Source organism: Micrococcus sp. 2A, assembly GCF_039519235.1.
Lineage (GTDB): Bacteria > Actinomycetota > Actinomycetes > Actinomycetales > Micrococcaceae > Micrococcus.
In genome coordinates this window covers 720,362-740,961 of sequence record NZ_CP154351.1, presented here as the reverse complement: position 1 = coordinate 740,961, position 20,600 = coordinate 720,362, and the positions used below count along the sequence as shown (strand labels likewise).

18 protein-coding genes and 1 pseudogene are annotated in these 20,600 nt (G+C 65.8%); 5 read left to right on the top strand and 14 right to left on the bottom strand.

From position 1 onward, the window contains the following. Window positions 1–16 precede the first annotated feature (16 nt). From AAG742_RS03455 to AAG742_RS03400, 12 genes are all read right to left on the bottom strand, one after another. Entirely contained in the window at window positions 17–520 is a 504-nt protein-coding gene (locus AAG742_RS03455; protein ID WP_343282321.1) for a hypothetical protein, read from the bottom strand. A gap of 212 nt (window positions 521–732) precedes the next feature. Beyond that, window positions 733–1,716 carry a hypothetical protein gene (locus AAG742_RS03450; RefSeq protein WP_343282320.1) on the bottom strand — a complete coding sequence of 328 codons (984 nt, stop codon included), beginning with the start codon at window positions 1,714–1,716 and terminating at the stop codon, window positions 733–735. Window positions 1,717–1,735: 19 nt separating this feature from the next. Beyond that, window positions 1,736–2,446 (bottom strand): hypothetical protein, encoded by a 711-nt coding sequence (locus AAG742_RS03445; protein ID WP_343282319.1) that lies wholly within the window; start codon window positions 2,444–2,446, stop codon window positions 1,736–1,738. 54 nt (window positions 2,447–2,500) lie between these two features. Next, complete coding sequence (locus AAG742_RS03440) at window positions 2,501–3,022, bottom strand: single-stranded DNA-binding protein (RefSeq protein WP_343282318.1); 522 nt, start codon at window positions 3,020–3,022, stop codon at window positions 2,501–2,503. Between the two features lie 97 nt (window positions 3,023–3,119). Then, window positions 3,120–3,683: a recombinase family protein gene (locus tag AAG742_RS03435; protein ID WP_343282418.1), complete on the bottom strand. Its 564-nt coding sequence runs from the start codon at window positions 3,681–3,683 to the stop codon at window positions 3,120–3,122. Between the two features lie 5 nt (window positions 3,684–3,688). Then, the gene (locus AAG742_RS03430; RefSeq protein ID WP_343282317.1) at window positions 3,689–4,405 is read right to left on the bottom strand and encodes a hypothetical protein; all 717 of its coding nucleotides are present in this window, start codon (window positions 4,403–4,405) and stop codon (window positions 3,689–3,691) included. 425 nt (window positions 4,406–4,830) lie between these two features. Beyond that, window positions 4,831–5,538, bottom strand: a complete 708-nt coding sequence (locus AAG742_RS03425) for an HNH endonuclease family protein (RefSeq protein ID WP_343282316.1) — start codon at window positions 5,536–5,538, stop codon at window positions 4,831–4,833. Window positions 5,539–5,585: 47 nt separating this feature from the next. After that, window positions 5,586–6,143, bottom strand: a complete 558-nt coding sequence (locus tag AAG742_RS03420) for a recombinase family protein (RefSeq protein ID WP_343282315.1) — start codon at window positions 6,141–6,143, stop codon at window positions 5,586–5,588. Window positions 6,144–6,162: 19 nt separating this feature from the next. Further along, window positions 6,163–9,201 (bottom strand): HsdR family type I site-specific deoxyribonuclease, encoded by a 3,039-nt coding sequence (locus AAG742_RS03415; RefSeq protein ID WP_343282314.1) that lies wholly within the window; start codon window positions 9,199–9,201, stop codon window positions 6,163–6,165. Continuing rightward, window positions 9,198–9,680, bottom strand: coding sequence for a hypothetical protein (locus AAG742_RS03410; protein WP_343282313.1), 483 nt, complete (start codon window positions 9,678–9,680; stop codon window positions 9,198–9,200). The genes AAG742_RS03415 and AAG742_RS03410 overlap by 4 nt, the downstream gene beginning before the upstream one ends. After that, window positions 9,677–10,894: a restriction endonuclease subunit S gene (locus AAG742_RS03405; protein WP_343282312.1), complete on the bottom strand. Its 1,218-nt coding sequence runs from the start codon at window positions 10,892–10,894 to the stop codon at window positions 9,677–9,679. Before AAG742_RS03405 ends, AAG742_RS03410 begins: the two co-directional genes overlap by 4 nt. Further along, entirely contained in the window at window positions 10,887–12,404 is a 1,518-nt protein-coding gene (locus AAG742_RS03400; RefSeq protein ID WP_343282311.1) for a class I SAM-dependent DNA methyltransferase, read from the bottom strand. Before AAG742_RS03400 ends, AAG742_RS03405 begins: the two co-directional genes overlap by 8 nt. A gap of 248 nt (window positions 12,405–12,652) precedes the next feature. Between AAG742_RS03400 and AAG742_RS03395 the strand changes: the two genes are divergently transcribed. The 3 genes from AAG742_RS03395 (at window position 12,653) to AAG742_RS03385 (ending at window position 15,089) form a co-directional block, all read left to right on the top strand. After that, window positions 12,653–12,904, top strand: a complete 252-nt coding sequence (locus tag AAG742_RS03395) for a hypothetical protein (RefSeq protein WP_343282310.1) — start codon at window positions 12,653–12,655, stop codon at window positions 12,902–12,904. Then, the gene (locus AAG742_RS03390; protein WP_343282309.1) at window positions 12,901–13,875 is read left to right on the top strand and encodes a Clp protease N-terminal domain-containing protein; all 975 of its coding nucleotides are present in this window, start codon (window positions 12,901–12,903) and stop codon (window positions 13,873–13,875) included. The genes AAG742_RS03395 and AAG742_RS03390 overlap by 4 nt, the downstream gene beginning before the upstream one ends. A 218-nt stretch (window positions 13,876–14,093) precedes the next feature. Continuing rightward, window positions 14,094–15,089, top strand: a complete 996-nt coding sequence (locus tag AAG742_RS03385; RefSeq protein WP_343282308.1) for an IS481 family transposase — start codon at window positions 14,094–14,096, stop codon at window positions 15,087–15,089. On the opposite strand, the pseudogene AAG742_RS03380 reads toward AAG742_RS03385, so the two are convergent. Then, window positions 15,086–15,979: pseudogene (locus AAG742_RS03380) on the bottom strand (IS5 family transposase). The gene AAG742_RS03385 and the pseudogene AAG742_RS03380 overlap by 4 nt on opposite strands. Before the next feature lie 46 nt (window positions 15,980–16,025). Then, the gene (locus tag AAG742_RS03375; protein ID WP_343282307.1) at window positions 16,026–18,173 is read right to left on the bottom strand and encodes an AAA family ATPase; all 2,148 of its coding nucleotides are present in this window, start codon (window positions 18,171–18,173) and stop codon (window positions 16,026–16,028) included. Between the two features lie 275 nt (window positions 18,174–18,448). Here AAG742_RS03375 and AAG742_RS03370 point away from each other — a divergent pair. Both AAG742_RS03370 and AAG742_RS03365 read left to right on the top strand, forming a co-directional pair. Then, window positions 18,449–19,328 (top strand): IS5 family transposase gene (locus AAG742_RS03370; RefSeq protein WP_343282417.1). Its coding sequence is split into 2 segments (ribosomal slippage): window positions 18,449–18,784 and window positions 18,786–19,328, totalling 879 coding nucleotides; the frame shifts between segments, so codons are not numbered across the junction. A gap of 127 nt (window positions 19,329–19,455) precedes the next feature. Then, the gene (locus AAG742_RS03365; protein WP_343282306.1) at window positions 19,456–20,532 is read left to right on the top strand and encodes a hypothetical protein; all 1,077 of its coding nucleotides are present in this window, start codon (window positions 19,456–19,458) and stop codon (window positions 20,530–20,532) included. Window positions 20,533–20,600 lie beyond the last annotated feature (68 nt).

The following is a 20,600-nucleotide window of genomic DNA, read 5'->3' as shown; positions in this document are numbered from 1 at the left end:
GCCCCCGGCTGGCCGGTCAGCCCTGCGGCGTCAGCATCACCTCGCGCACCTCGTCGGTCACCAGACGCGGCAGCTCGCTCCGACCCGGGAACGGGTCCATCCCCTGGCCGCTCATCCAGGAGAACACCTCGTCCGCCAGCGCCTGGAGCCTCAGCCCCGCGGCCAGCTGAGCCTCCGGCCGCATCGCCTCGAACTCCGCTCTCCCCACCGGGCTCACCCGATCCGGGGCCAGCTGTGCGTGCCTGGTCAGCACGATCGCCCGCAGGTACCTCCCGAACTCCGGGCTCACCCCCTGGTACCGCGGAAGGCTCAGCATCGCCTCGGCCACCGTCGGGTACTCCTCCAGCACGTCCGGGTCCGCGTACACCCCCATCCGATCCGGGGACGGATCGTAGTACGCCGTCTCCTCGTCCAGCCTCTGCCACACGGTCGGATCGGCCTCCCACTCGGTCTCCGCTTGTGCCCGAACCGACTGCTGCAGAAGCATCAGGTCGCTGGTCTCGCTCTCGAACTGCTCCATCACGTTCCTCCTGGATTCCCTGTGCTTCGTCCTGCGCTAAGGCCATGTCAAACAACGACATCTGCCCCGACACCGGCCCCGCGGACTTTCTACGTGCCATTGCTCTCTCCGCAACTACTTGACATAACTCCACAACACCGGCGGGAAGTCAAGACGACTGCCTCACCAGTGCTGTGGATCGAATCGTGTGGACCGCACCTCGGTCCGAAGGGTCAGCGGGACGGGCCGGATCCCTCCGGCCCGGACACCCCGGGACTGGGCACCTGCCCACGGGCCATGGCCTCGGCCGCCCGGTCGATCTCGGAGCCGGCGGCCTTGGGCACCCGCCGCTGGGCCGTCGTCGCGCGCGGGTTCTCCGGCGTCCACGTCGCCCGCGCCGGCCGAGCACCGCGACGGGGCTCCATGGCCTCCAGCGCCTCGGCCGCCGAGCGGCGATCCGCCTCACGCGGCAGGAACTGCGCCCCCAACTCCAAGGACAGCCGGCGCGCCCCGCGCGTGAGCTCCTCCCGGTCCACACCGGCCTGCTCCAGCTCCGCATCGGTGGCACGCACCTGCACCTGCGGCGCCGGCTGCTCACGCGGCTCCACGCCACGCTCGGCCAGCGCGTGCGGCCGCCGGTGCATCGGCGTGGTCCACACCGCCTCCTTGGCCTCCTGCGCCGAGGTCAACGGCCGCATGACCTGCTTCGAGGCCTGCCCCAGCTCGAGCCGGCTCTCGTCCCACGGCTCCCGCTCCAGGAACGCCCCGCGCGGGTACAGCGGAGCATTCCAGTCCTCCACCACGAACGGCTCCCGAGGATCCATCGGGGGCATGACCGCCTCCGGGTCCACCTTCAGCGGGTTGCCGTCGCCGTCGTTGATCTCCATGGCGTACAGCCGGTGCGTCTGCATCGACACGGTGCCCGGCGACGCCGCCGAGGCCATCACGTGCCAGTCACCCGCCACGCCCACCAGGTCACCCTGGTGCACCTGCTCGAGCACCGCCTGCCCGCGCGCCGAGAGCGGGCCCGGCTCGGTCGGGTCCTCGCCCGCGTCGATCACCACGTCCCAGTAGTCCGGCTGCCCCTCGAACCGGTTCTTCACCTTCAGCGGGATGACCACGGCGAAGTCGCCCAGCTCACCAGCTCCCTGGGGTGCCAGCACGCGCGGCGGCCCCGCGACCTCCCCGACGACGTACTTGTTCGACTCCAGCATCATGATCTGCTCTCCTCTGTCCTCAGCGGCTCACGCCGTCGGTCCCGGGCATGCTCAGGGCGGACACACCCAGCTCCCCCCGGGTCATCGCCTCGACGGCCTGATCGACCTGCGACCGGGCTACCTGCTGCTGGACCTTCCACGCGGGCAGGTAGGTGTGCGTCGGCGTCGTCCACAGCGCCTCACGCGCCTCGGCCGCCGAGACCAACGGACGCACCACCAGACGCTCACCGTCCGGCCCCTGCTCGCCCTCACGGATCAGCCCCGCCGGGCACAGCGCCTGCCCCCAGTCCTGGACCACGAAGGCGTCCTTGACGTGCTCCTCACGCAGCACCAGCCCCTGACCCTCGGCGCCCATCCGCTCGTAGTCGGAGCCGCCGTAGTCACCCCGACCGAACACCCGCGCGGTGATCCGATCCACCTGCACCGACCCGCCCGCACCCGGGCCAGTCCGCTCACCGGCGTGCTCGGCCCACTGCACGTTGGCGTCGAACAGCTCCCACGCCCCGATCCCAAACGCCTTGTCCCCGACCTGCAACGTGGTCAGCGCCTCCACGGCCGCACGCGACTGCCACGTTGGCTCGTCCCCGACCTCACCGGCCACCAGCACCATCTCGGCATACGCCCGGTCGCCCCCGTCCTCGCGGGCCGGGGCGATCAGCGGGACGACGACACACGCCGGACCCAGCGTGCCGCCCCGGTCCTCACGCAACACCCGAGGAGGCGCAGCCACCTCGCCGCTCCACGACACCTTGCTCTCCGCCATCCGCATGAGTCGGCCCCCGCCTCAGCGGCTCGGGCCGGACAGCGCCGGCCCGCCCTGCTCGACACCGAAGTGCTGCTCCACAGGCTGGTTCGACGCCTGCCACCCCGGGTCCGCGGCGACGCGCTCCGGGGACTGCCGCTCCAGCCCCGCCTCACGCCCCGGCCCCCCGGCCTGCACGCCCGGACGCACCTGCACCGTGTTGTGCTGCATCGAGGCGGACACGTCCTCCGCCCAGATCCGGTTGCCCAGACCCGCCTTGCCGTCCCGGTCCACGTAGGCCTCCATCGAGTGGTTGCCCGTCACGGACACCCGCTGCCCGACCTCCACCGAAGCCAGCACGTTCTTGCCCAGCTGCTCCCGACCCACGGCCACGTCGTAGTACCGCGGGGCCAGGTCCTCGTACTGCCGGGTCTCCTTGTTGAACGCCTGCTGGGGCTCGGCCAGCCGGAAGGCGACCATCTGCCCGCGCGCGGTCTCCACCGTCTTGGGCTCGGTGGCCACGTACCCGGTCACGGTCTTGTCCCGGTCGATCTGCTGCCTCATGATCCACTCCTCGTGCTCGTGTCCGCCGGGCCGTCCGGCCCACGCACCAGGGATACGACCCCGACGGCCCCCGCGCGTGTGACACACATCGCCGCGCTCACCGCTCGTACTCCCCCGCCAGCACCCGCGTGACCGTGCGCCGGGACACCCCGTGCATCGCGGCCACGTCCCCAGCCGGCACGCCGGCCTCCACCGACGCCTTGATCGCGTCCACCGCCGCCACGCTCAGCTTGCGCGGCCGGCCCCCGACCCGGCCCTGGGCGCGAGCGTGCGCCAGACCCACCCGAGTCCGCTCCACCTGCAGGTCCCGCTCCCACTCGGCCAGCGAGGCCAGCGTCCGCACCACCAGCCGGCCACCGGCCGTGGCCGTGTCCAGGTCCAGATCCAGCGCCTTGATCCGCACCCCACGCTCCTCCAGCGCGGTCACCGTCCTCAGCGTGTCCACCGTGGACCGGCCAAGCCTGTCCAGGCGCGTGACCACCAGCGTGTCCCCTTCCCGCACCCAGTCCAGGGCAGCGGTCAACCCCGGCCGCTCAGACCGCGCCCCGGACACCACGTCCTCGAACACCCGCTCACACCCCAGCGCCTCGAGCTCCTGCCGCTGGGCCACCAACGACTCCGCCTGATCCCGCGTAGACACCCGCGCGTACCCGGCCAACACCCCGCTCACCCGAACGCCCACGTCCAAGCCGTCAGCGGCCCCGTCGGCGCCGCGTTCGGCGCGATGAACGGGACCTCCCAAACGGGCAGGTCCGGTCCACGTCCCAGCAGCTCCGAGACCGCCCCGACCGCAGACTCCGACGCGGCCTCCAGGACCAGCCCCTCGGCCGAGAGCATGAACGCCGGCCCGGCCGGCCGGTCGGTGGCGTAGATCGTCCCGCCGAGCATGGCGCGGGCGCCCATGGACCACGCCGTCGTCATGGCCTCCCGGACCTTCTCGACCACCGGAGCACCCTCGTACTCGGAGGCCACCTCCACACCGAGCTCCGGCCGCCACCAGTCCACGTCCCAGCCCGCCGCGATGAACACGCTCGGCCCCGGACTGTCCCGGTCCAGCCACACCGCGCCCGGATCCAGGTCCAGCTCGTCGTTCAGCAGCTCCGTCAGCGCCTCGGACAGCCGGCCCTTGCTCAGGACCCCCTTCACGGTCTGCCCCTGCGTGATCGCCCCGGACCACACCTCGATAGCCCTCTCCCACGCCAGCACCCCCACGGACTCCAGGTACTGCGGGCTCCCGCCGTCGGAGTAGTAGACCTGGAGGCCACGGTGGCTGAAGTACCGCCTCAGCACGTCGTCGCTGAACCAGCCCAGCTCCTCCCACAGCCACGCAGGCACCCCCGACATGCCCACCTGCACCATCTCCGGCGTCGTCGTCATCAGCACGGCCCCTCTCGTGAATCTCGATTCGTTCACGGGGGATTCGTCTGCCGCCGGCCCACGTGTGTGTCACCGGAGCCTCACGCCCAGGATTCGTCGGAAACAGACGCATGTCGCGGGCGCTCATGCCGCCCCGCACCCAGGCACCAGGGGCACGGCCCCTGGACCCACGTTGCGCTCAGCCCCTCGCTCCGCTCGGGCTTGACCGCCAGGAGGTGCGCGGCCGCCACCATGCCGTGCGCCAGCATGCCCAACTAGCCCGCCGTTTAGGCGCGGGGGTTCTGTCCAAGGTTTTGCCAGGGCGAGCCAGACTCCGAGGACACTCAACTGGGAGTGCGCCAAAAACCTTCGTATCTGGCACCTCCAGATACGACGGCGCCCGCCCCCTAACCGAGTGTGGCTAGGGGGCGGGCGCGATGGGACGTGTTAGGTCAGTACCGAGTCACGGTCAGCGCGGTGTTCGCGCAGGAAGCGGCCTTCTTCACCAAGAACGCCTTCTCCGTCGCATCAGCCTTCAACCCCCAACGGATCTTCACCGCAGTCCAGTCAGCGATGTACTGGCACTGGTTCTTCGGCGGCAGCCACGCCTCCGGACCCCGAGCCTGCTTGGCCGAGTTCAACGCCGAAGTCTGCGCGTTCAAGGACCGGGCATCGCCCAGATCGTTGTAGAACGCCACCCGCTTGGCCTGCGTCCAAGACCGCGCCCCAGAACCCCACGCCTCATGCACAGGCACCATGTGATCGATCTGCACCGTCGAGGCAGAGGTGTGCGTGACCAGATCCCAACCGGTCACCCACTTGCCCCTGGCCACCGTGCACTTACGCGTCGTGGTGTACGTCGGAATGGTCTTGGACTCAGCGATCAGCACCTCAGCCCGCGTGTTCTGGCAGTCCCCGTTCGCATCCTTCCAGTCACCGAACTGAGCGGCCCGGTCATAGCCGGCATTCACCTCCGCAGCCACCGGCAAAGACGACACAGCCGTGCGCAACGGCGCCGAATACGTGGTGCCGGCCGAAGCAGGAGCAGCACCGCCCAGGACGGCGGTGGCGACGAAAACGGCAGCAGTGGCCAGAGAAGCCAGAGAGCGTCGTGACATGGGCGGGTCCTTGCTCGAGTGAATGGGGATGCGCGACTGCATCAGCGCTGATCCTAAGCAGAACCAGCCGGGGCCCATGAACGGCCCTTCTACGCTGTCCCCAGCGCCTTGTAGATCGTGGGCCGGGAGACTGCGAACGAGCGGGCCACCGCTGCCACGGGCTGCCCGCCTGCCACCACAGCACGCACGGCGGCGATCTTCTCCGCGTCGAGCTTCGGCCTCGGTCCCGGGAGTCTTCCGGCAGCTCGGGCGCGGGCCACACCTTCACGGGTGCGTTCTCGGAGGAGGTCGCGTTCCCATTCGGCCAGCATCAGCAGCATGTTCAGCATCAGCCGTCCCGAGGCCGTGGAGGTGTCCAGGTCCACGTCCAGGGCCTGCAAGCCGATCCCCCGATCAGCCAGGGCCTGCACGGTGCGCAACGCATCCGGCAGGGACCGGCCGAGCCGGTCCAGACGCGTGACGACGAGGGTGTCCTCACCATCACGCAGGTAGGCCAACGCCTCGGTGAGACCGGGCCGGTCGGCTCTGGCACCGGAGAGGCGGTCCCGGAAGATCTTCGAGCATCCGGCCGTGGTCAGGGCTGCCTCCTGGCCCTCGAGGGATCCTTCCTGGTCCCGCGTGCTCACCCGGGCGTAGCCGACCTTCACGCTCGCACCCGACCGTCCATCAGTAGTGCTCCGCGATGTAGGCGTAGGCCTTCTCGAACAGCCCCTCGGTCTGGTGCAGTCGGTGCTTGCGCAGCACCTGCCTCACATGACGGCGCACGAGCCTGTCGCCTTCCAGCGTCGCCTCCCAGCCGTCGTAGGACACCTGCTTCACGATCGCGTCGATGTCCTTCACCACTCGCTCGACCAGCATCGGCGCGTCCTCCGGGGCGAACTCCATGAAGATCTGCGTCAGTGCCCCGATGCGGGGGTCGGGGAGCAGCTCGAGCGTGCCCTCGTCGTCGGCCTTCTCGGCGGCCGTGAGGTCCTTGGCCAACGTGAAGGCCTCACGCAGCCACTCGATGGACTGCTGGGCGGCCGCCATCGTGCGCTCACGCAGACGGTCGAGCCGCTCCGCCAGAGACTTGAACTGCGGGCTCTGTCCCGAGGGCCCGGCCAGCCGCTTCTTCAGGCGCTGAGCGATCGAGTCGATGAGGTCGTCCGCGCTCTTGCCCTCGACTTCCTTCGGGTCATCCAAGAGGCCCTCGTCCATGAGCGTGCGCACCGTGTCCTCGTCGGCGACCACGACTTCATCCGCACGCGTGACGGTGATGTCGTCCATATGACGGTGGACCAGCTCGAGCGTCTTCACACCCAGCCGGTGCCACAGGTGCTCTCCCTCACCCGGGGAGGGCTGCAGGGAGGCGTAGACCTGGGACAGGAACCGGTACGCGCCCCGGTGAGGCCGCAGGCCATCGGTGGGCCACAGCGACTCCCATACGCCCTCGAGCATCGCGTAGTCCGCGGCGAACCGCTCCTGGTCAGCCTGGCCCGGGATGCGCGCCTGGGCGTCCATCAGCGTCTGGGGCCCGGGCTCGTCGATGTCAATGCCGGCGAAGCGGGCCATCATGTGCTCGAGCTGGCCCTTGAACATCTCGATCAGCCCGGACACCTCGATCTGCGGTGCCACCTGGTCGGGGTCGGCCGGGGCCATCGCCTTGGCGAAGCCGGCGCCGAGGCCCACGTAGTCCACGATGATGCCGTAACGCTTGTCCGCGTCCGTCTGCGGGTTGCGCCACGTGCGGTTCGCGCGCGTGATCGTCTGGAAGAGGGTGTGGTCCTTCAAAGGCTTGTCCAGGTACATCACCCCCTCGATCGGGGCATTGAACCCGGTGCCCAGCTTCGAGGTGCACACCAGAAACTTCAGCGGGTCATCGAAGGTGCGGAACCGCTTGAGCAGTGCCGCCTCCTGGGCGTCCGTGAGGGCGTACTTCTGCCAGGCCGGCTCCTCACCCTTAGCCGTGCCCACCGTCATGACGACGCCGACCTCATCGCGCACGGGCGGCTCCGCGGAGGGATCCGTGCGCGCGGCGACGCTCTGGCGTTCGTACCGTTCCTGGAGCAGACGGTCCAGCTCCTCGGTGTAGGCCACGCACGCGGCGCGGTCGATCACCACGATCTGGGCCTTCATGCCCAGCGGGTCCACCGTCTCGTAGAAGTGGTCCACGATGTCGGCGCAGACTGCACGGATGCGCTCCGGGTTGGCGAAGAACGTCGCCGCCCGCGAGGCCCTGCGCGCGATCTCGTCCTGCTGCTCGTCGCTGAGGTTCTCATCGGCGGCCATGACGGCGAAGGCCTGGTCCAAAGCCTCCTTGTCGAGGGAGAACTCCACCTTGCGCGGGGCCACGTGAATCGGCACGGTCATGCCGTCACGGATGGACTCATCCGTCCCGTAGGTGTGCAGCGCGCTGCCCGGGTCGAACTCGTCCCCGAACGTGGCGAAGGTGTTGCGGTCCACGTCGGCGATCGGCGTGCCGGTGAACGCGAACAGGTTGGCGTTCGGCAGGGCCGCGCGCATGGTCTGACCCAGATCGCCCTCCTGGGTGCGGTGGGCCTCATCGACCATCACAACGACGTTCTCCCGGGTGTTCAGCACACCGGCGCCGGCGAACTTGTGGACCGTCGTGAAGATCAACCCGCGCCGATCCGAGGACAGCGCAGACCGCAGGCCGGCCGCACTGCCGGGCACCTGCAGCCGCGGCATCGACGTGGTGCGGAACTGATCCCACAACTGCTGCACGAGCTGCACACGGTCCGCGACCAGCACGATCGTCGGGTTCTTCAGCTCCGGGTCGCGCAGCAGCTTGCCGGCGGCGAAGACCATCGCCAGGGTCTTGCCCGAGCCCTGGGTGTGGTAGATCAGACCCTTGCGCTTGTCCGGGTCCTTCACGCGCTCCACGATGCGGTTCACGGCCTCGTACTGGGTGTAGCGGGCCAGAAGCTTATTCAGCGAGCCCGCCGCTGCTGTCTGGGAGGCCTCGAAGATGCTGAAGTCCTGCAGGAAGTCCAGCACGACGGCCGGCGTCAGCATGGAGGCTGCGGTCTCCAGGACGTGGCTCAGCCGCGGCTGGTCGGGGACAGCACCCCACATGTACCAGTGCTGCAGGGGCGTGCCCACGCCGGCGTACCGGTACTGCTTGCCCTCGGTAGCGAAGCACAACACGTTCGACACGAAGAAGGGCGCCCATCCCGGTTGATAGGTGTCCACCAGCTCACGTGCGCCCGTGGCCCACGACTTGTTCTTCTCCAGGGGCGTCTTCAGCTCGCCGACGACGAGCGGGAAGCCGTTGACCCACAGCACGGCGTCGAACCGGGCGATGTGCCCCGGTGTGCCGTAGCGGACCTCATCCGAAACTATGTAGGTGTTGTTGGACAAGTCCTCGAAGTCGATCAGGGTCACCGGCACGGAGCCCTTGGTTCCGACATACTCATGGGTGACTTCGCCCTTGAGCCAGGCTGCGAAATCGCGGTTTGCCTCAACGAGGCCGGAGTCGCGTGCCGTGAGCGGCACTGTCCGCAGCCGACGCAGGATCTCCTGGGCCCGCTGCCGGTCCTCGGAGATCGCCGGGTTCAGCCGAATCAGGGCCTGTTCGACCTCGCGCGAGTGGAACGGGTCCTCATCGGTGCGGTCCAGCTGGTCGCCAGAGATGTGCTGCCATCCCACGCCGGCGAGGGCCTGAACGAGTGGCGTCTGGACGCTGAGGATCTCCCCAATATTCATGAGGTCGACTCCTTGGTAACGGTGATGCAGGCATCCCGCGCCTCGCCCAGGCGAACAGATGCGAGGGTGAGATGTCCGGCAGCGTCATGGAGATCGTCCACGGTGAGACGGGTACCGCCATGCCTGCGGGGTCTCATGAGGGCCTGCTTGCCGTCTTCGGCGGTGTAGACGATCGCATGGGTAACGCTGTTGCGCTTGTCAAGCGCCGGGGAGCCGTACTTTACGTACCAGTCGCGGATCATGGCCGCCCAGGGCTCACCGGTTTCAGACGCTGTCCGACCCAAGGCGCTCATAGCCCTGCCCAAGGTCATGTCGAAGGGCTTGTCGCTCAGGCCGTCTCCAAGGTCGCGGGTAAGGATGTCTCGGATCGTGGAATGCAGACGGATCGCAGCCCACGTCACGAGCCCGAGAGGAGCAAGCATCTCCTCGTCGACGGGGATGCTCCGGGAGTAATAGACAATCAGGTCCGAGTCGTTCATGAAGACACTTCCATGATTTCGTCGTAGGCGTCGGGGATCTCGTGCTCACCGGACAGCAAGGCGGTGAGCAGGTTGGAGCGGAGGTCGCGGAGGTTCTTCAGCTGGACCCGCAGCTCCCACTCATGAGTAGTCAGCGTGTCCAGCAGGTCCGCCCAACGTTCCTGATCCGCGTAGGGCAACACCGGGACGGGGAACTTCGACAGGGTCGTCTTGCTGATCGAGGCGATGCCGGTAGTCTGCGATGCGTTGATGTCGAACCACTTCTTGCCGTAGCTGTTCGCCCAGGCTGACACGAACTCAGGCACGAACTCGGCATCGGTGACCCGAACCCGGAATACGTGGTTCTGGTGGGTGCAACCGTCGATCTGTCCGCGCCACACGGTTCCACGGCCGAGCTTGTCCCGGTCGCCCCCCTCGTTCATCAGCAGGTCACCAGGCTGGAGGATCGCACCTTCGATGCGCTTCTGACTGGCCACGATGGTGCTAACTTCGTCGAGGTTTAAGTAGCGTCGATAGACGTTTGCGACCCGCAAGTACGGGGCCTCAAGAACGTCAGGTCGAAGCGCGTCATTCTTGTTCTTCGTCAGACCTCCGTGGATGTCGGAGATGTCACCCAAGGGTTTCAGATCCAGTCCGTCACAGGCGGTTTCCAGGTCCCGGGTGAGTTCCCACCACAGGACTTCGGCGGTGTCGGCGAGCTGCGTCGTGGACTCGAAGGCGTCATCCACGGCAGTCATGAGATCTACGATCCGGCGCTGCTCTTCCAGCGGCGGGAGGTTTACCATCAGAGTTTCAAAGGACTTCCAAGGGAGACTACGTCGACGGTTGATGCTTCCCTGCTGGGCGTCGCCGTACGTTGCGAGCATCTCGGGAGATCGCAGGACGAGTTCCGCCAAATAAGGATCGAGACGCCCGCCGCGCAACCGCATCGTCGTGTACATCGGGCTGACCACCCCTGTACGGCCAAGGCGGTTTCGCGCGATAGATCCCTCGTCGATGTGGATGGTGGAGTAAGCCCATTCATCAGGCTCAACTACCTTATACGTGTCGAGCTTTGCAGAGGCAACGCGCTTTCCGAAGTAGTCGGCCGCCGGCACAAAGCCGTCGCTCTTGGTGACGGAGAAAACTTCAGGCTCCTCTCTGTGAGCCCCGAGCCGCTTGTTTGTCGTCTCGAAGAGATCGCCCAATGCGAACTCACGCCATCCTTCACGCATTGAACCCCGCCGCCTTCAACTTCTCATCCAGAACGCGCTCGGCTGCGCGCAACTCGGCGCGGGCGTCCTGGTAGGCCGCCAGGGCCGCCTCCACGTTGACCTCGGCCGCGGCCTCGGTCGTGATGTACCGGCCAATGTTGAGGTCAAACCCGTTGTCCGCGATCTCGTCCATCTCAACCAGTCGAAGGTGCAGCCCCTGATCCTCACCGTCGATGTCCGCGCCCCGGGCGTAAGCCGCGTGGATCGCCTCGATGTCCTTCTCGTCCATCGTGTTCTGGTTCTTCCCCGGCTGGAACTTCGCTGAGGCGTCCACGACCAGGACCTTGCCCTGCCTCTGGGCCGGCTGCGTCTTGCGCAGGATGAGCAGGCACACCGGGATCGAGGTGGAGTAGAACAAATTGGTCGGCAAGCCGATCACGGCCTCGATCAGGTCCTTCTCCAGCAGGCACTGCCGGATTGCCCCCTCCTTGCCTCCGCGGAACAGCACGCCGTGCGGCACCACGACGCCGACTCGGCCCGTGTCGTCTTTCATCGTGGCGACCATGTGCTGGATCCAAGCGAAGTCGCCGTTCTTAGCCGGCGGGACGCCGCAGAACGCCCGCCCCCACGGGTCGTTCGACCACTGCGCCGCCCCCCAGTTCTGCAGGCTGAACGGTGGGTTGGCGATGACCACATCGAATTGGTCCAGCCGGCCGCCGGCCACGAAGCGAGGCTCGCGGAAGGTGTCGCCGCGGCGAATCGAGAAGTCGTGCAGCCCGTGAAGGTACAGATTCATCTTGGCGATCGCCGAGGTCGTGAGGTTGACCTCCTGACCGCGCAACTTGAGGGTGCGGGGGTCTCCACCCGCGGCGCGCACGGCGTTGACGGTCTCCACGAGCATGCCGCCGGAACCACAGGCCGGATCGATGACAGACTCGCCGGGCTGAGGGTCAAGGATCTTCACGAGCAGGTGCACGACGTGGCGGGGCGTGAAGAACTCGCCGGCCTTCTTACCCGAGGCCTCGGCGAACTCGCGCAGCAGGTACTCGTAGGCGGCGCCGAGCATGTCGCCGCGGACGTGGTTCGGATCGAGCTGCACTTCGTGGAAGGTGTCCAGGAGGGTCACCAGGGCCGTCTCCGGCAGGCGGTCCTTGTTCGCCCAGTTCACGTCGCCGAAGACGCCGGTGAGGTCGGGGTTGGCCTGTTCGATGCGCTGGAGGGCGCTGTTGAGTTCTACGCCGACGTTCGTCGTCTTGTTGTGAACGTCGCTCCAGTGGCAGCCGTCCGGGATCGTGAAGGGCTGGTAGTCGGCCTCGATCTCCTCGGTCAGCTCGTCACCCCACTCCTCGAGCGCGGTCGCGTGATGGAAGTCCCAGGTGTCGGAGATCCACTTGAAGAACATCACAGGGAAGACGTACGCCTTGAAGTCCCCGGGTTCGACCGGGCCGCGCAGCGCGTTCGCAGCAGCCCACAGGGTGGACTCCAGCTGCCGCTGGGTCATGTAGGTGCCGTGGGTGCTCTCCAGGGACACGCCGTCTCCTCACGCTCAAGCTGACCTGTAGGTAACCGGTCAATTTGTTGACAGTCTCACACGAGGACGGCCACACACTCCTAGGCGCACTTACCGGAGACGTTGATCAAGTGGTCAGCGACTATGACAGGAGGCTAGTAGTCGCAGTTCCATCGGCAGATGCCCGCACCCCGGCGACGGCCGCGCCCGCTCAAACCCGTAGAGCAACCATAGTTGACAAGCGGGGGGATAGCAACCAAGGTTGACGCATGGATGGACAAGATCTCGCCAACTCGGCAGCCGACACCAACGATCCCCGCCGTGGCCTGCGCGCCGTCTCGGCCCTGCGGCGGCTCGCCGATGAGCTGGAACTGCAGCAGGTGGAGGCCGCGCTGGCCCAGGGCATGGGCTGGCCGGAGATCGCCGACGCCCTGGGCGTCACCCGGCAGGCCGTCCACAAGAAGTTCGCCAAGCGGATCGACCCGACCCTGCTCCACCCCACCCGTCAGGAGAAGCCATGAATCGCATCCAGAGACTCTTCATGGGCACCGGCCGCAACATGGGCATCATCGTGACCGCCTGGCGCGAGGCGCTGCTGGCCGGCGCCCAGGAGGTCACCCCTGACCACCTACTCACGGCCCTGGCAGTCTCGGGGGGTCCTGCCGCCGAGCTGTTGGCCCGCCATGGCGTGACCGTCGCGGCGCTGCGCGAGGCCACCCACACTCGCGACGTCAACGATCTGGCCAGCCTGGGAATCGATGCGAGCACCCTCGGGCAGCCGCGGCGGCGCTCGATCGCCCAACTGTGGAGCACCACTCCTAAGCTTGAGATGAGCCCGCTCACCGAGCAGCTGGTCACGTCCTTGCAGGAGGCAGGCGGCGAGATGGAGGCGCTGCGCACCCTCATCGATCACCCCACCACGGGTGCCGCCGAGGCACTGCGTGGCTGCGGGGTCGACGTCGAGGCCTTACGGACAGACCTGGACGCCGACACGTCTGCCATTGCCCACGGCATCCGGCACGTGGCCCCAATCCCCGGGCTGCTCGACGGACTGGTTGAGTCCACGGTCGCGGTGACGCGCTTCGTGCCGGTGGATATCAAGCGCCTTGCAACGGTGGCCCGCAGTCCGGAACTGGTGGTCCAGTGGTTCTACGGCGGCCCGGATGTGCACCTCGACGAGCAGCACCGCATCCTGCGCGAGCAGAAGGCGGCCACGATCGAACTGCGCAAGGTCGTCGACGAGCGCACCGGCGACCGGTTGGCGATCGCCTGGCAGGAGCACTGGAGCGGCGGGAAGCACCACGACCCACGCGGCTACTACCTGCACCTGCTTATGCAGCCGGCCGGGATGGGCACGCGCATCACGTTCACCCGGGGGTTTCGTGGCTTCGGTCGGGGCGGGCGCGTGATCGCCCGACTCAGCGCTGAGCTGTCCCGGTTGAGCGTCAACCCGACCATCCAGAACTTGGTGCAGGTGGCCGAGGATGGATGAGGTCCATACCCAGGCGGTTGGCGGTCCTACGACAACCATCACCGACCCCACACAGCCTGCGGGGACCAGCCGCCCTTCTCAGGAATGACCACCGTCCCCGGTCAGTACACCTAGATGTGATGTCCAGGGACGTTGTTGCGTGAACAGCTGACAGGCGAAGGCCTCCTGTTGCGAGAGTGGAGTTGTCGAGAAACCGCTCACGCGAACAGAAGGCCTTCATGTCCCACGCTAACGCCGCCCTGACCCCTCGCGCCCGCCTACGCCTGGCCAAGCTCATCGTCGAGGAGCACTGGCCGGTCGCCACCGCGGCCAAGATGTTCATGGTCTCCCCACCCACCGCACGCAAATGGGCCACACGCTTCCGGGCCGAGGGACCTGCAGGGATGGCAGACCGGTCCAGCCGGCCGTCCACGATGCCGACCAGAACACCGCCGGCGGTGGTGAAACAGATCGTGGCCGCCCGATGGCGCCGACGCCTGGGGCCGGCACAGATCGCCGGAGAACTCAGGATGCCGGCCTCCACCGTCCATGCCGTGCTCGTGCGCTGCCGGATCAACCGCCTCGCCCGTCTGGACCGGGTCACCGGCGAGCCGATCCGCCGCTACGAGCACCCCCACCCCGGGTCGCTGATCCACGTCGACGTCACCAAGTTCGGGCGCATCCCCGACGGGGGCGGACACCGATTCGTCGGGCGCCAGCAGGGCCTGAAGCACCGCGCGGCGACCTCGGACCGCGAAGGAACCCGTGATGCCCGATACCAGCCCCGGCTCGGGGTGGGCTTTCTGCACACCGTGATCGATGATCACTCCCGCTTCGCCTATGTCGAGATGCACTCCGATGAACGCAGCCAGACGGCCATCGCGGTGTTGCGCCGCGCGGTCGCCCACTTCGCGCGCCTGGGCGTGGAGGTGGAGCGGGTGCTCTCGGACAACGGCTCGGCCTACCGCTCGCATGCCTGGCGTGATGCCTGTGCCGAGCTCGGGATCAAGCCCAAGCGGACTCGGCCCTACCGGCCGCAGACGAACGGGAAGATTGAGCGGTTCCATCGCACGCTCGCTGACGGGTGGGCCTACGCCCGGTTCTACAGCTCAGAGACGGAGCGCAGGGCCGCGTTGCCTGGATGGCTGCACTTCTACAATCATCATCGCGTCCACTCCGCGATCGGTGCCGTGCCTGCCACCAGGCTCAACAACCTCCCTGGACATCACACCTAGAGCGTGTCTGGCAAAGCCTTCGTCCAGGTGATGACGGAGTGCAGGATGATGGCGGCGCGATAGGTCACAGCGTGTCTGTCGTATCGGGTCGTGATGGCGCGCCATTGCTCGAGCTGGCAGTAGCTGCGTTCGATGACCTTGCGGTTCTTGTAGTCGGCGGCGTCGAGGCCGACGGGCCTGCCGCCGCGAGAGCCGCCCCGTCGCCGGTGGCCTTTCTGGTCCTCGGGTTCGGAAATGACGGCTTTGATTCCACGGGATCGCAGGTGCGTGCGGATCGCTCGTGAGGAGGGGGCCTTGTCGCCCCGAAGCGCCTCAGGCCGGGTGCGGGGCCGACCCGATGCGCACGCGACGCGCAATTCGTTCAGCAAGAGCAACAGCATGGGCGAGTCGCATGCTTGTCCGGGCGTCAGCAACGTGACCAGGGATCGTCCGCGCACGTCGAGGAGTTGGTGGATCTTCGCTGACAACTCACCGCGTGTGCGACCAACGGCGTAGTCAGGCGCCCCGCATCCCGGATTCTTGTAGTTCGATCCAATCCCCCGGTGATGCGGGTCGTGTTCCTCGCGTGCCGATGGGCGCGCGATCGTCGAGTCGGCTGCCAACGACCAGCTGATCAACCCCGCCGCGTCGGCGGCAGCGGTCAGTGCCGCGTGGATGCGGTCCCAGGTGCCGTCATCGGCCAGACGTCGATGCCAGGTCCATACCGTTTGTTACGGCCCGTACACCTCGAGCAGATCGCGCCAGGCGACGCCGGTGCGGTAGCGATACACGACGCCTTCAACCATCGTGCGCGCGTCGGAGAACTTCCGGCCTGGCTTGCCCGTCAGGCGCGGCAACAACTCCGCGATCAGTGACCACTGGGCACCCAGGAGAGCCGGAAAGCGTGACACGCCACGATCATTTCAGACCCCGCTACCAACATTTGTCAGACACACCCTAGGCCACGTTGGCAAGAAGTTCCGTGCATCGGTTGATGACGAACTCCGGCACCGTGTCGAACTCGCGAGGGTTGAGCTGGAGCACGTACTCATTTTCGATGTGGTACGTCGTGTTGACGAACTTGGTGAACACCGCATCGCCCTTCGGGAGGTCAGGGTCGAGGTCGGTCATGATGCGGAACAGTTGCACCTTCTCATAGCCCACAGTCGTGTCTTGGAAGCGCGCCTTGAGGAAACCTTCTGTCTTCAGCTCGGCCACTAGACCGGCGTAGTTGAAGTCGGGGATGTGTTTCTGAATCTCCGAGGTGGCCATCGCGACTTCGTCTGTCGACATGGGCTTATAGTGGTTGTTGGTGAGCTTGAAGATGGGATCGTCACGACCATGGAACAGGTTGGACAGAAGTTCGTAGACTTTATCGACGGTGCCGTGCACTTCGTACAAGCGCCGCAAATATATGCACTTAATGATCGAAAATGACGCCGAGGCGATGTTCTCTTCGCAGACCTTGGTGAAGGTCAAAAGGTCATTGGGTTCAATGAGCTTTTCGGTTACGGTGCCTTTACGACCGTTGAGGAAGTGCACCACGGGCTCAGCCGCCGTGAACAATCCCTTGGTTCCGACCCGGACCATGTCGATAGCCGGTTCAATGTCGTGAGTAAGTAGCAAGGTCGTCGTGCCTCGAAGTGTGTTTTTGCCTCGAAACAGCTCGTTGATGATGGCAAACTTCTTGGTCTTGTCGAAGCTCGACACAGGGTCATCAAGCACCACAAGGTCAGGCTTCTGGTGCTGCACATCATGCATGAAAAGCACCATCGCGAAGGCGTTCTTCTCGCCGTAGCTGAGGTGGCTTCCCGCGTCCTGGATGTGCTGGCCGGGTGCGTCTACGTGATCGAGAAGCATGCGATACGTGTCATCGGTGGGAACGATACGCACCGTGTAGCGATAGCCGGCTGAGCGAAGGAAGGCGTTGACCTCCTCCTGGTTCTTCTTGATGAGCCTGGCCACACGGTTTTTCTGCAGGTTAATGCGTCCTTGAACATCACCGATCTTAGCCGCCACTTCGTCTAGCTTCTCGTTGATGAGAGTGGCCACTGAAGTTGTCTTCTCGGAGCGTAACGCGGGCAGGAACTGCACATTAATCTTGAGATCGCTGAGGAATGCCGCAAGGTTTTCCTCTTCCTGAAGAGCATGGAAAGACAGGGTCTTTATGTCTGAAAGTTTGCTGAGGAGCGTCTCGATTTGTCCACGCAAGTTGACCAGGAAGTGCTCCTGCTCCGGGCTAACGCCTGAGAGAGAACCTGTGACTGCTTTCAAGTTCTGAAGTTCGGTCCTTTCGAAGTAGTCGCCTAGGCGCTCGATCACGTCACGGAGCTGGGTCATGTTGCGCACCGCTGCGGTCTCATACTCTTGGGAGACCTTTGTGGCGGTTTCTTTGTCCACGCTCTCTACTGAGCAGAAAGGGCAGTTGTCCGAGAGCTCTAGGTACTCCTTGCCCTTGGCTTGCCAGGAGATCCACCCCGCCGGGTCGCCGCTCTGAATGAAGCTCTTGTAGCCGTGAAAGTGCTCCGGCACGTTATCGAGCTTGCCGCCAACGGCGAGGGCCTTATAGCCCTTGCTCGTCTTGGCCATAGCACCGTTCTTGGTGACGTTGAAGGCGTCCTTGAGGTCCCTAAGGCCTGTCAGCGCTTCGTTGAACTCCGCTTCCTCATCGAACGTCTTCTTGAGTGCCTCAAACAGGGACTCGATCTGGGCGATGCCGTCTTGGAAGTCTTCCGTGTTGATAAAGATCTCGAAGCTGTTCTCAAGTACTTCGTCCCGCTTGAAAACGAAACCAGACACGTACTGGTCATCGAACGTCATGACGTGGGTAATCTCGTCTGCACCCGTGACTGACGGGCGCGGCCCGTTCTTGTCTGCCCTGTGCATGAAGGGTGTGAGCTGCTCGAGCTGCGCCTCCCCCTCCGCGCGATAGCGAAGAGCTCTCGCGATGGTGCTCTTGCCAATACCGTTGGGGCCATACTTGATGTTGAGCGCGTTGGGGCGCAGCACGATGGATGCTTCAGTGATGCTGTTGCAGTTACGGATCGTGATCTTGTAGTCGGGCCTGACTTCAGTTGAAGCGTCCTGCTCACTGGCGGGCGTCATTGCTCACTCCTCTTGGCTCGGGCGCCCTGTGGCTACCGGGTACCCTTGCTTGCGTTGTCGAACGCGGAAAGCATTTAGCAGTTCTCGGGCACTGTCTTGCCGTCCTGACTTCATCGTACGACGTGACCTCCGGCCATCTCGTCGCACTCGAAGCGCTTGCCGCGCACGGTGCATAGAGTCTGTCGCGGGGCACCTCCCCACATAGGCCGCTAGGGCGTGTCTCACAAAGAATCCAGGGGCCGGCTGACACCCTGGAAGGCATGTCCCGCTTCTAGATCCTCTCCGGCACCCAATGGGAGCTGATCGCCCCGCTGCTCCCGACCCAGACCGGCCGGGCCGGCAGGCCGTTCGCCGACGCCCGCACCATGGTGGAGGCAATCATCTACCGGTACCGGTGCGGAATCGCTTGGAGGGATCTGCCCGAGGTCTACGGGCCCTGGCAGACCGTGTGGACCTGGCACCGCCGAATGGCGGCCGAGGGCACCTGGGACACAGTGCTGGCAACACTGACCGCCGCAGCGGATGCCGAAGGCCTGATCGACTGGTCGGTGGCGGTGAACTCCACGATCGCCCGCGCCCACCAGTACGCCACGAACACCACCCGCCTCACAGGGGGCTGGATCGAACTACAAGAATCCGCATGAAGAGCCGGCCGATCACGGCATCGGGCGCTCACGGGGCGGGCTGAGCACGAAGATCCATCAGCTCGTCGACGGTGCAGGGCTGCCGCTGGTCAGCCTGATCACCCCTGGCCAAGCCGGGGACTCCCCGATGCTGCTGCCCCTACTGGGGCAGCTGCGCGTGACCCGGCCGGCAGGCCGGCCCCGCACCCGCCCCGAGGCGGTGCTGGGCGACAAGGCGTACTCCTCCCGGGCGATCCGCACCCACCTGCGCGCCCGCCGGATCAAAGCCGTCATCCCCGAACCGGCCGACCAGCAGGGCCACCGCACACGCCGCGGCTCAGCCGGCGGCCGACCCGTAGGCCTCGACGCGAACGCTTACAAGGGCCGGAACGTGATCGAGCGCCAGTACGCGCACCTGAAGCAATGGCGGGGCCTGGCGACCCGGTACGACAAGTACGCGATCGTCTACCGCGCCGCCGTGGTGCTGAACGCGGTGCTCGCGTGGTCGAAGCTATTGTCAGACATGCCCTAGGGATGCGATCCGTCGAAGCTGGCAGAATCACCGGCTTTCTCATCTTCAGGTGAGGGCCGGTCTTGTTGAGATGTCCGCCCCCGCCATAGCGTGTGAGTAATACAGCGATGCCACGAGGAGACCACGGATGAGTGCCAACCAGTACCGGAGCGAGCTCGAGCGCAAGCGCAAACAACGGGTCGAGGCTGAGAAGAAGGCCGCTAGCTACCGCGTGAAGGAGTCTTCCAAGAGAGCACAGGCGGCGCAGGCGCGACAGTCGGCTGGACGGCTCAAGTCTGAGGCAACCGTCCGGAGCAAGATGCGCGAGGCCGAACGCAGGGAGGGAGAAGCTGTAACAGCTGGTAAAGAAGCGGCACGCTGGCAAGGAAAAGCTGCCGACTATGCGAAAGCTGAGGCCGGGTTACAGGAGAAGCTTGCACGGGCTGAACGAGCCGAAGCGATTGCGGCCGAGAAGCGGCGTCAGCGCGACCTCCAGCAGGCCGAGCGTCAAGCGGCCGCCGAGAAGGCGGCTTTCGACTTGCGAGTTAGTCACGCCGAGACTGCTGTGAGTGACGTCTTACGCCAGCTTCCCGCACCCAAACCTGAGAAACTTCGAATTCTCATGCTTGGAGCATCTTCAGAAAGAGACCTCCGGGTAGGGCGCGAACAGAAGCGCATTCGGGCCGCAGTCGAGTCAGCCTTACATCGCGACCAGATCGAACTCGATGCCCGAGCAGCTGCCACCACGCATGACCTGCTAGACGGTCTGAGCAGGTTTCGCCCCCATATCGTGCACTTCTCGGGGCACAGCAACGAGGACCTCATCCTCTTCGAGGATGAAAGAGATGAACCTCATGAAGGAGTGGTCGTCAACGCTCGTGTCTTCGCGAAGGCGATTCAAGCCACCGATGACCCTCCGTTGCTGGTCTTGCTGAACTCTTGCAAGTCCGCCGCGCAGATCGATGCGCTTGTGGAGCAGGTTGTGCCCTTCGCCATCGGGATGGCCGATGAGGTCGGTGACGCCGATGCAATCAACTATGCAGCCCGGTTCTATGCGTCAGTGGCCAATGGCCAGTCCATCCAGTCAGCTCATCTTGCCGGCAAGGTTCGTCTCGAGCTCGATGGCCTCGAGGGATCAGAACTCCCGACGCTGGCTTGGGCTGACGATGTCGATCCAGCCGCCACAATGCTCGTGAAACCTGACGATCCGTCGTTGCGACGCTGATTTAGCGAGGAGGTTGTGGACCGCGACCCCGGCGACTTTTTAGCTTCCACGATCAGTGTGTGGCTACA

Excerpts from the sequence above, each read along its gene's own strand:
- AAG742_RS03455 (WP_343282321.1), bottom strand. The coding sequence starts at position 520 with ATGGAGCAGTTCGAGAGCGAGACCAGCGACCTGATGCTTCTGCAGCAG.
- AAG742_RS03450 (WP_343282320.1), bottom strand. The coding sequence starts at position 1,716 with ATGATGCTGGAGTCGAACAAGTACGTCGTCGGGGAGGTCGCGGGGCCG.
- AAG742_RS03440 (WP_343282318.1), bottom strand. The coding sequence starts at position 3,022 with ATGAGGCAGCAGATCGACCGGGACAAGACCGTGACCGGGTACGTGGCC.
- AAG742_RS03425 (WP_343282316.1), bottom strand. The coding sequence starts at position 5,538 with ATGCAGTCGCGCATCCCCATTCACTCGAGCAAGGACCCGCCCATGTCA.
- AAG742_RS03415 (WP_343282314.1), bottom strand. The coding sequence starts at position 9,201 with ATGAATATTGGGGAGATCCTCAGCGTCCAGACGCCACTCGTTCAGGCC.
- AAG742_RS03410 (WP_343282313.1), bottom strand. The coding sequence starts at position 9,680 with ATGAACGACTCGGACCTGATTGTCTATTACTCCCGGAGCATCCCCGTC.
- AAG742_RS03405 (WP_343282312.1), bottom strand. The coding sequence starts at position 10,894 with ATGCGTGAAGGATGGCGTGAGTTCGCATTGGGCGATCTCTTCGAGACG.
- AAG742_RS03395 (WP_343282310.1), top strand. The coding sequence starts at position 12,653 with ATGGATGGACAAGATCTCGCCAACTCGGCAGCCGACACCAACGATCCC.
- AAG742_RS03390 (WP_343282309.1), top strand. The coding sequence starts at position 12,901 with ATGAATCGCATCCAGAGACTCTTCATGGGCACCGGCCGCAACATGGGC.
- AAG742_RS03385 (WP_343282308.1), top strand. The coding sequence starts at position 14,094 with ATGTCCCACGCTAACGCCGCCCTGACCCCTCGCGCCCGCCTACGCCTG.
- AAG742_RS03375 (WP_343282307.1), bottom strand. The coding sequence starts at position 18,173 with ATGACGCCCGCCAGTGAGCAGGACGCTTCAACTGAAGTCAGGCCCGAC.
- AAG742_RS03365 (WP_343282306.1), top strand. The coding sequence starts at position 19,456 with ATGAGTGCCAACCAGTACCGGAGCGAGCTCGAGCGCAAGCGCAAACAA.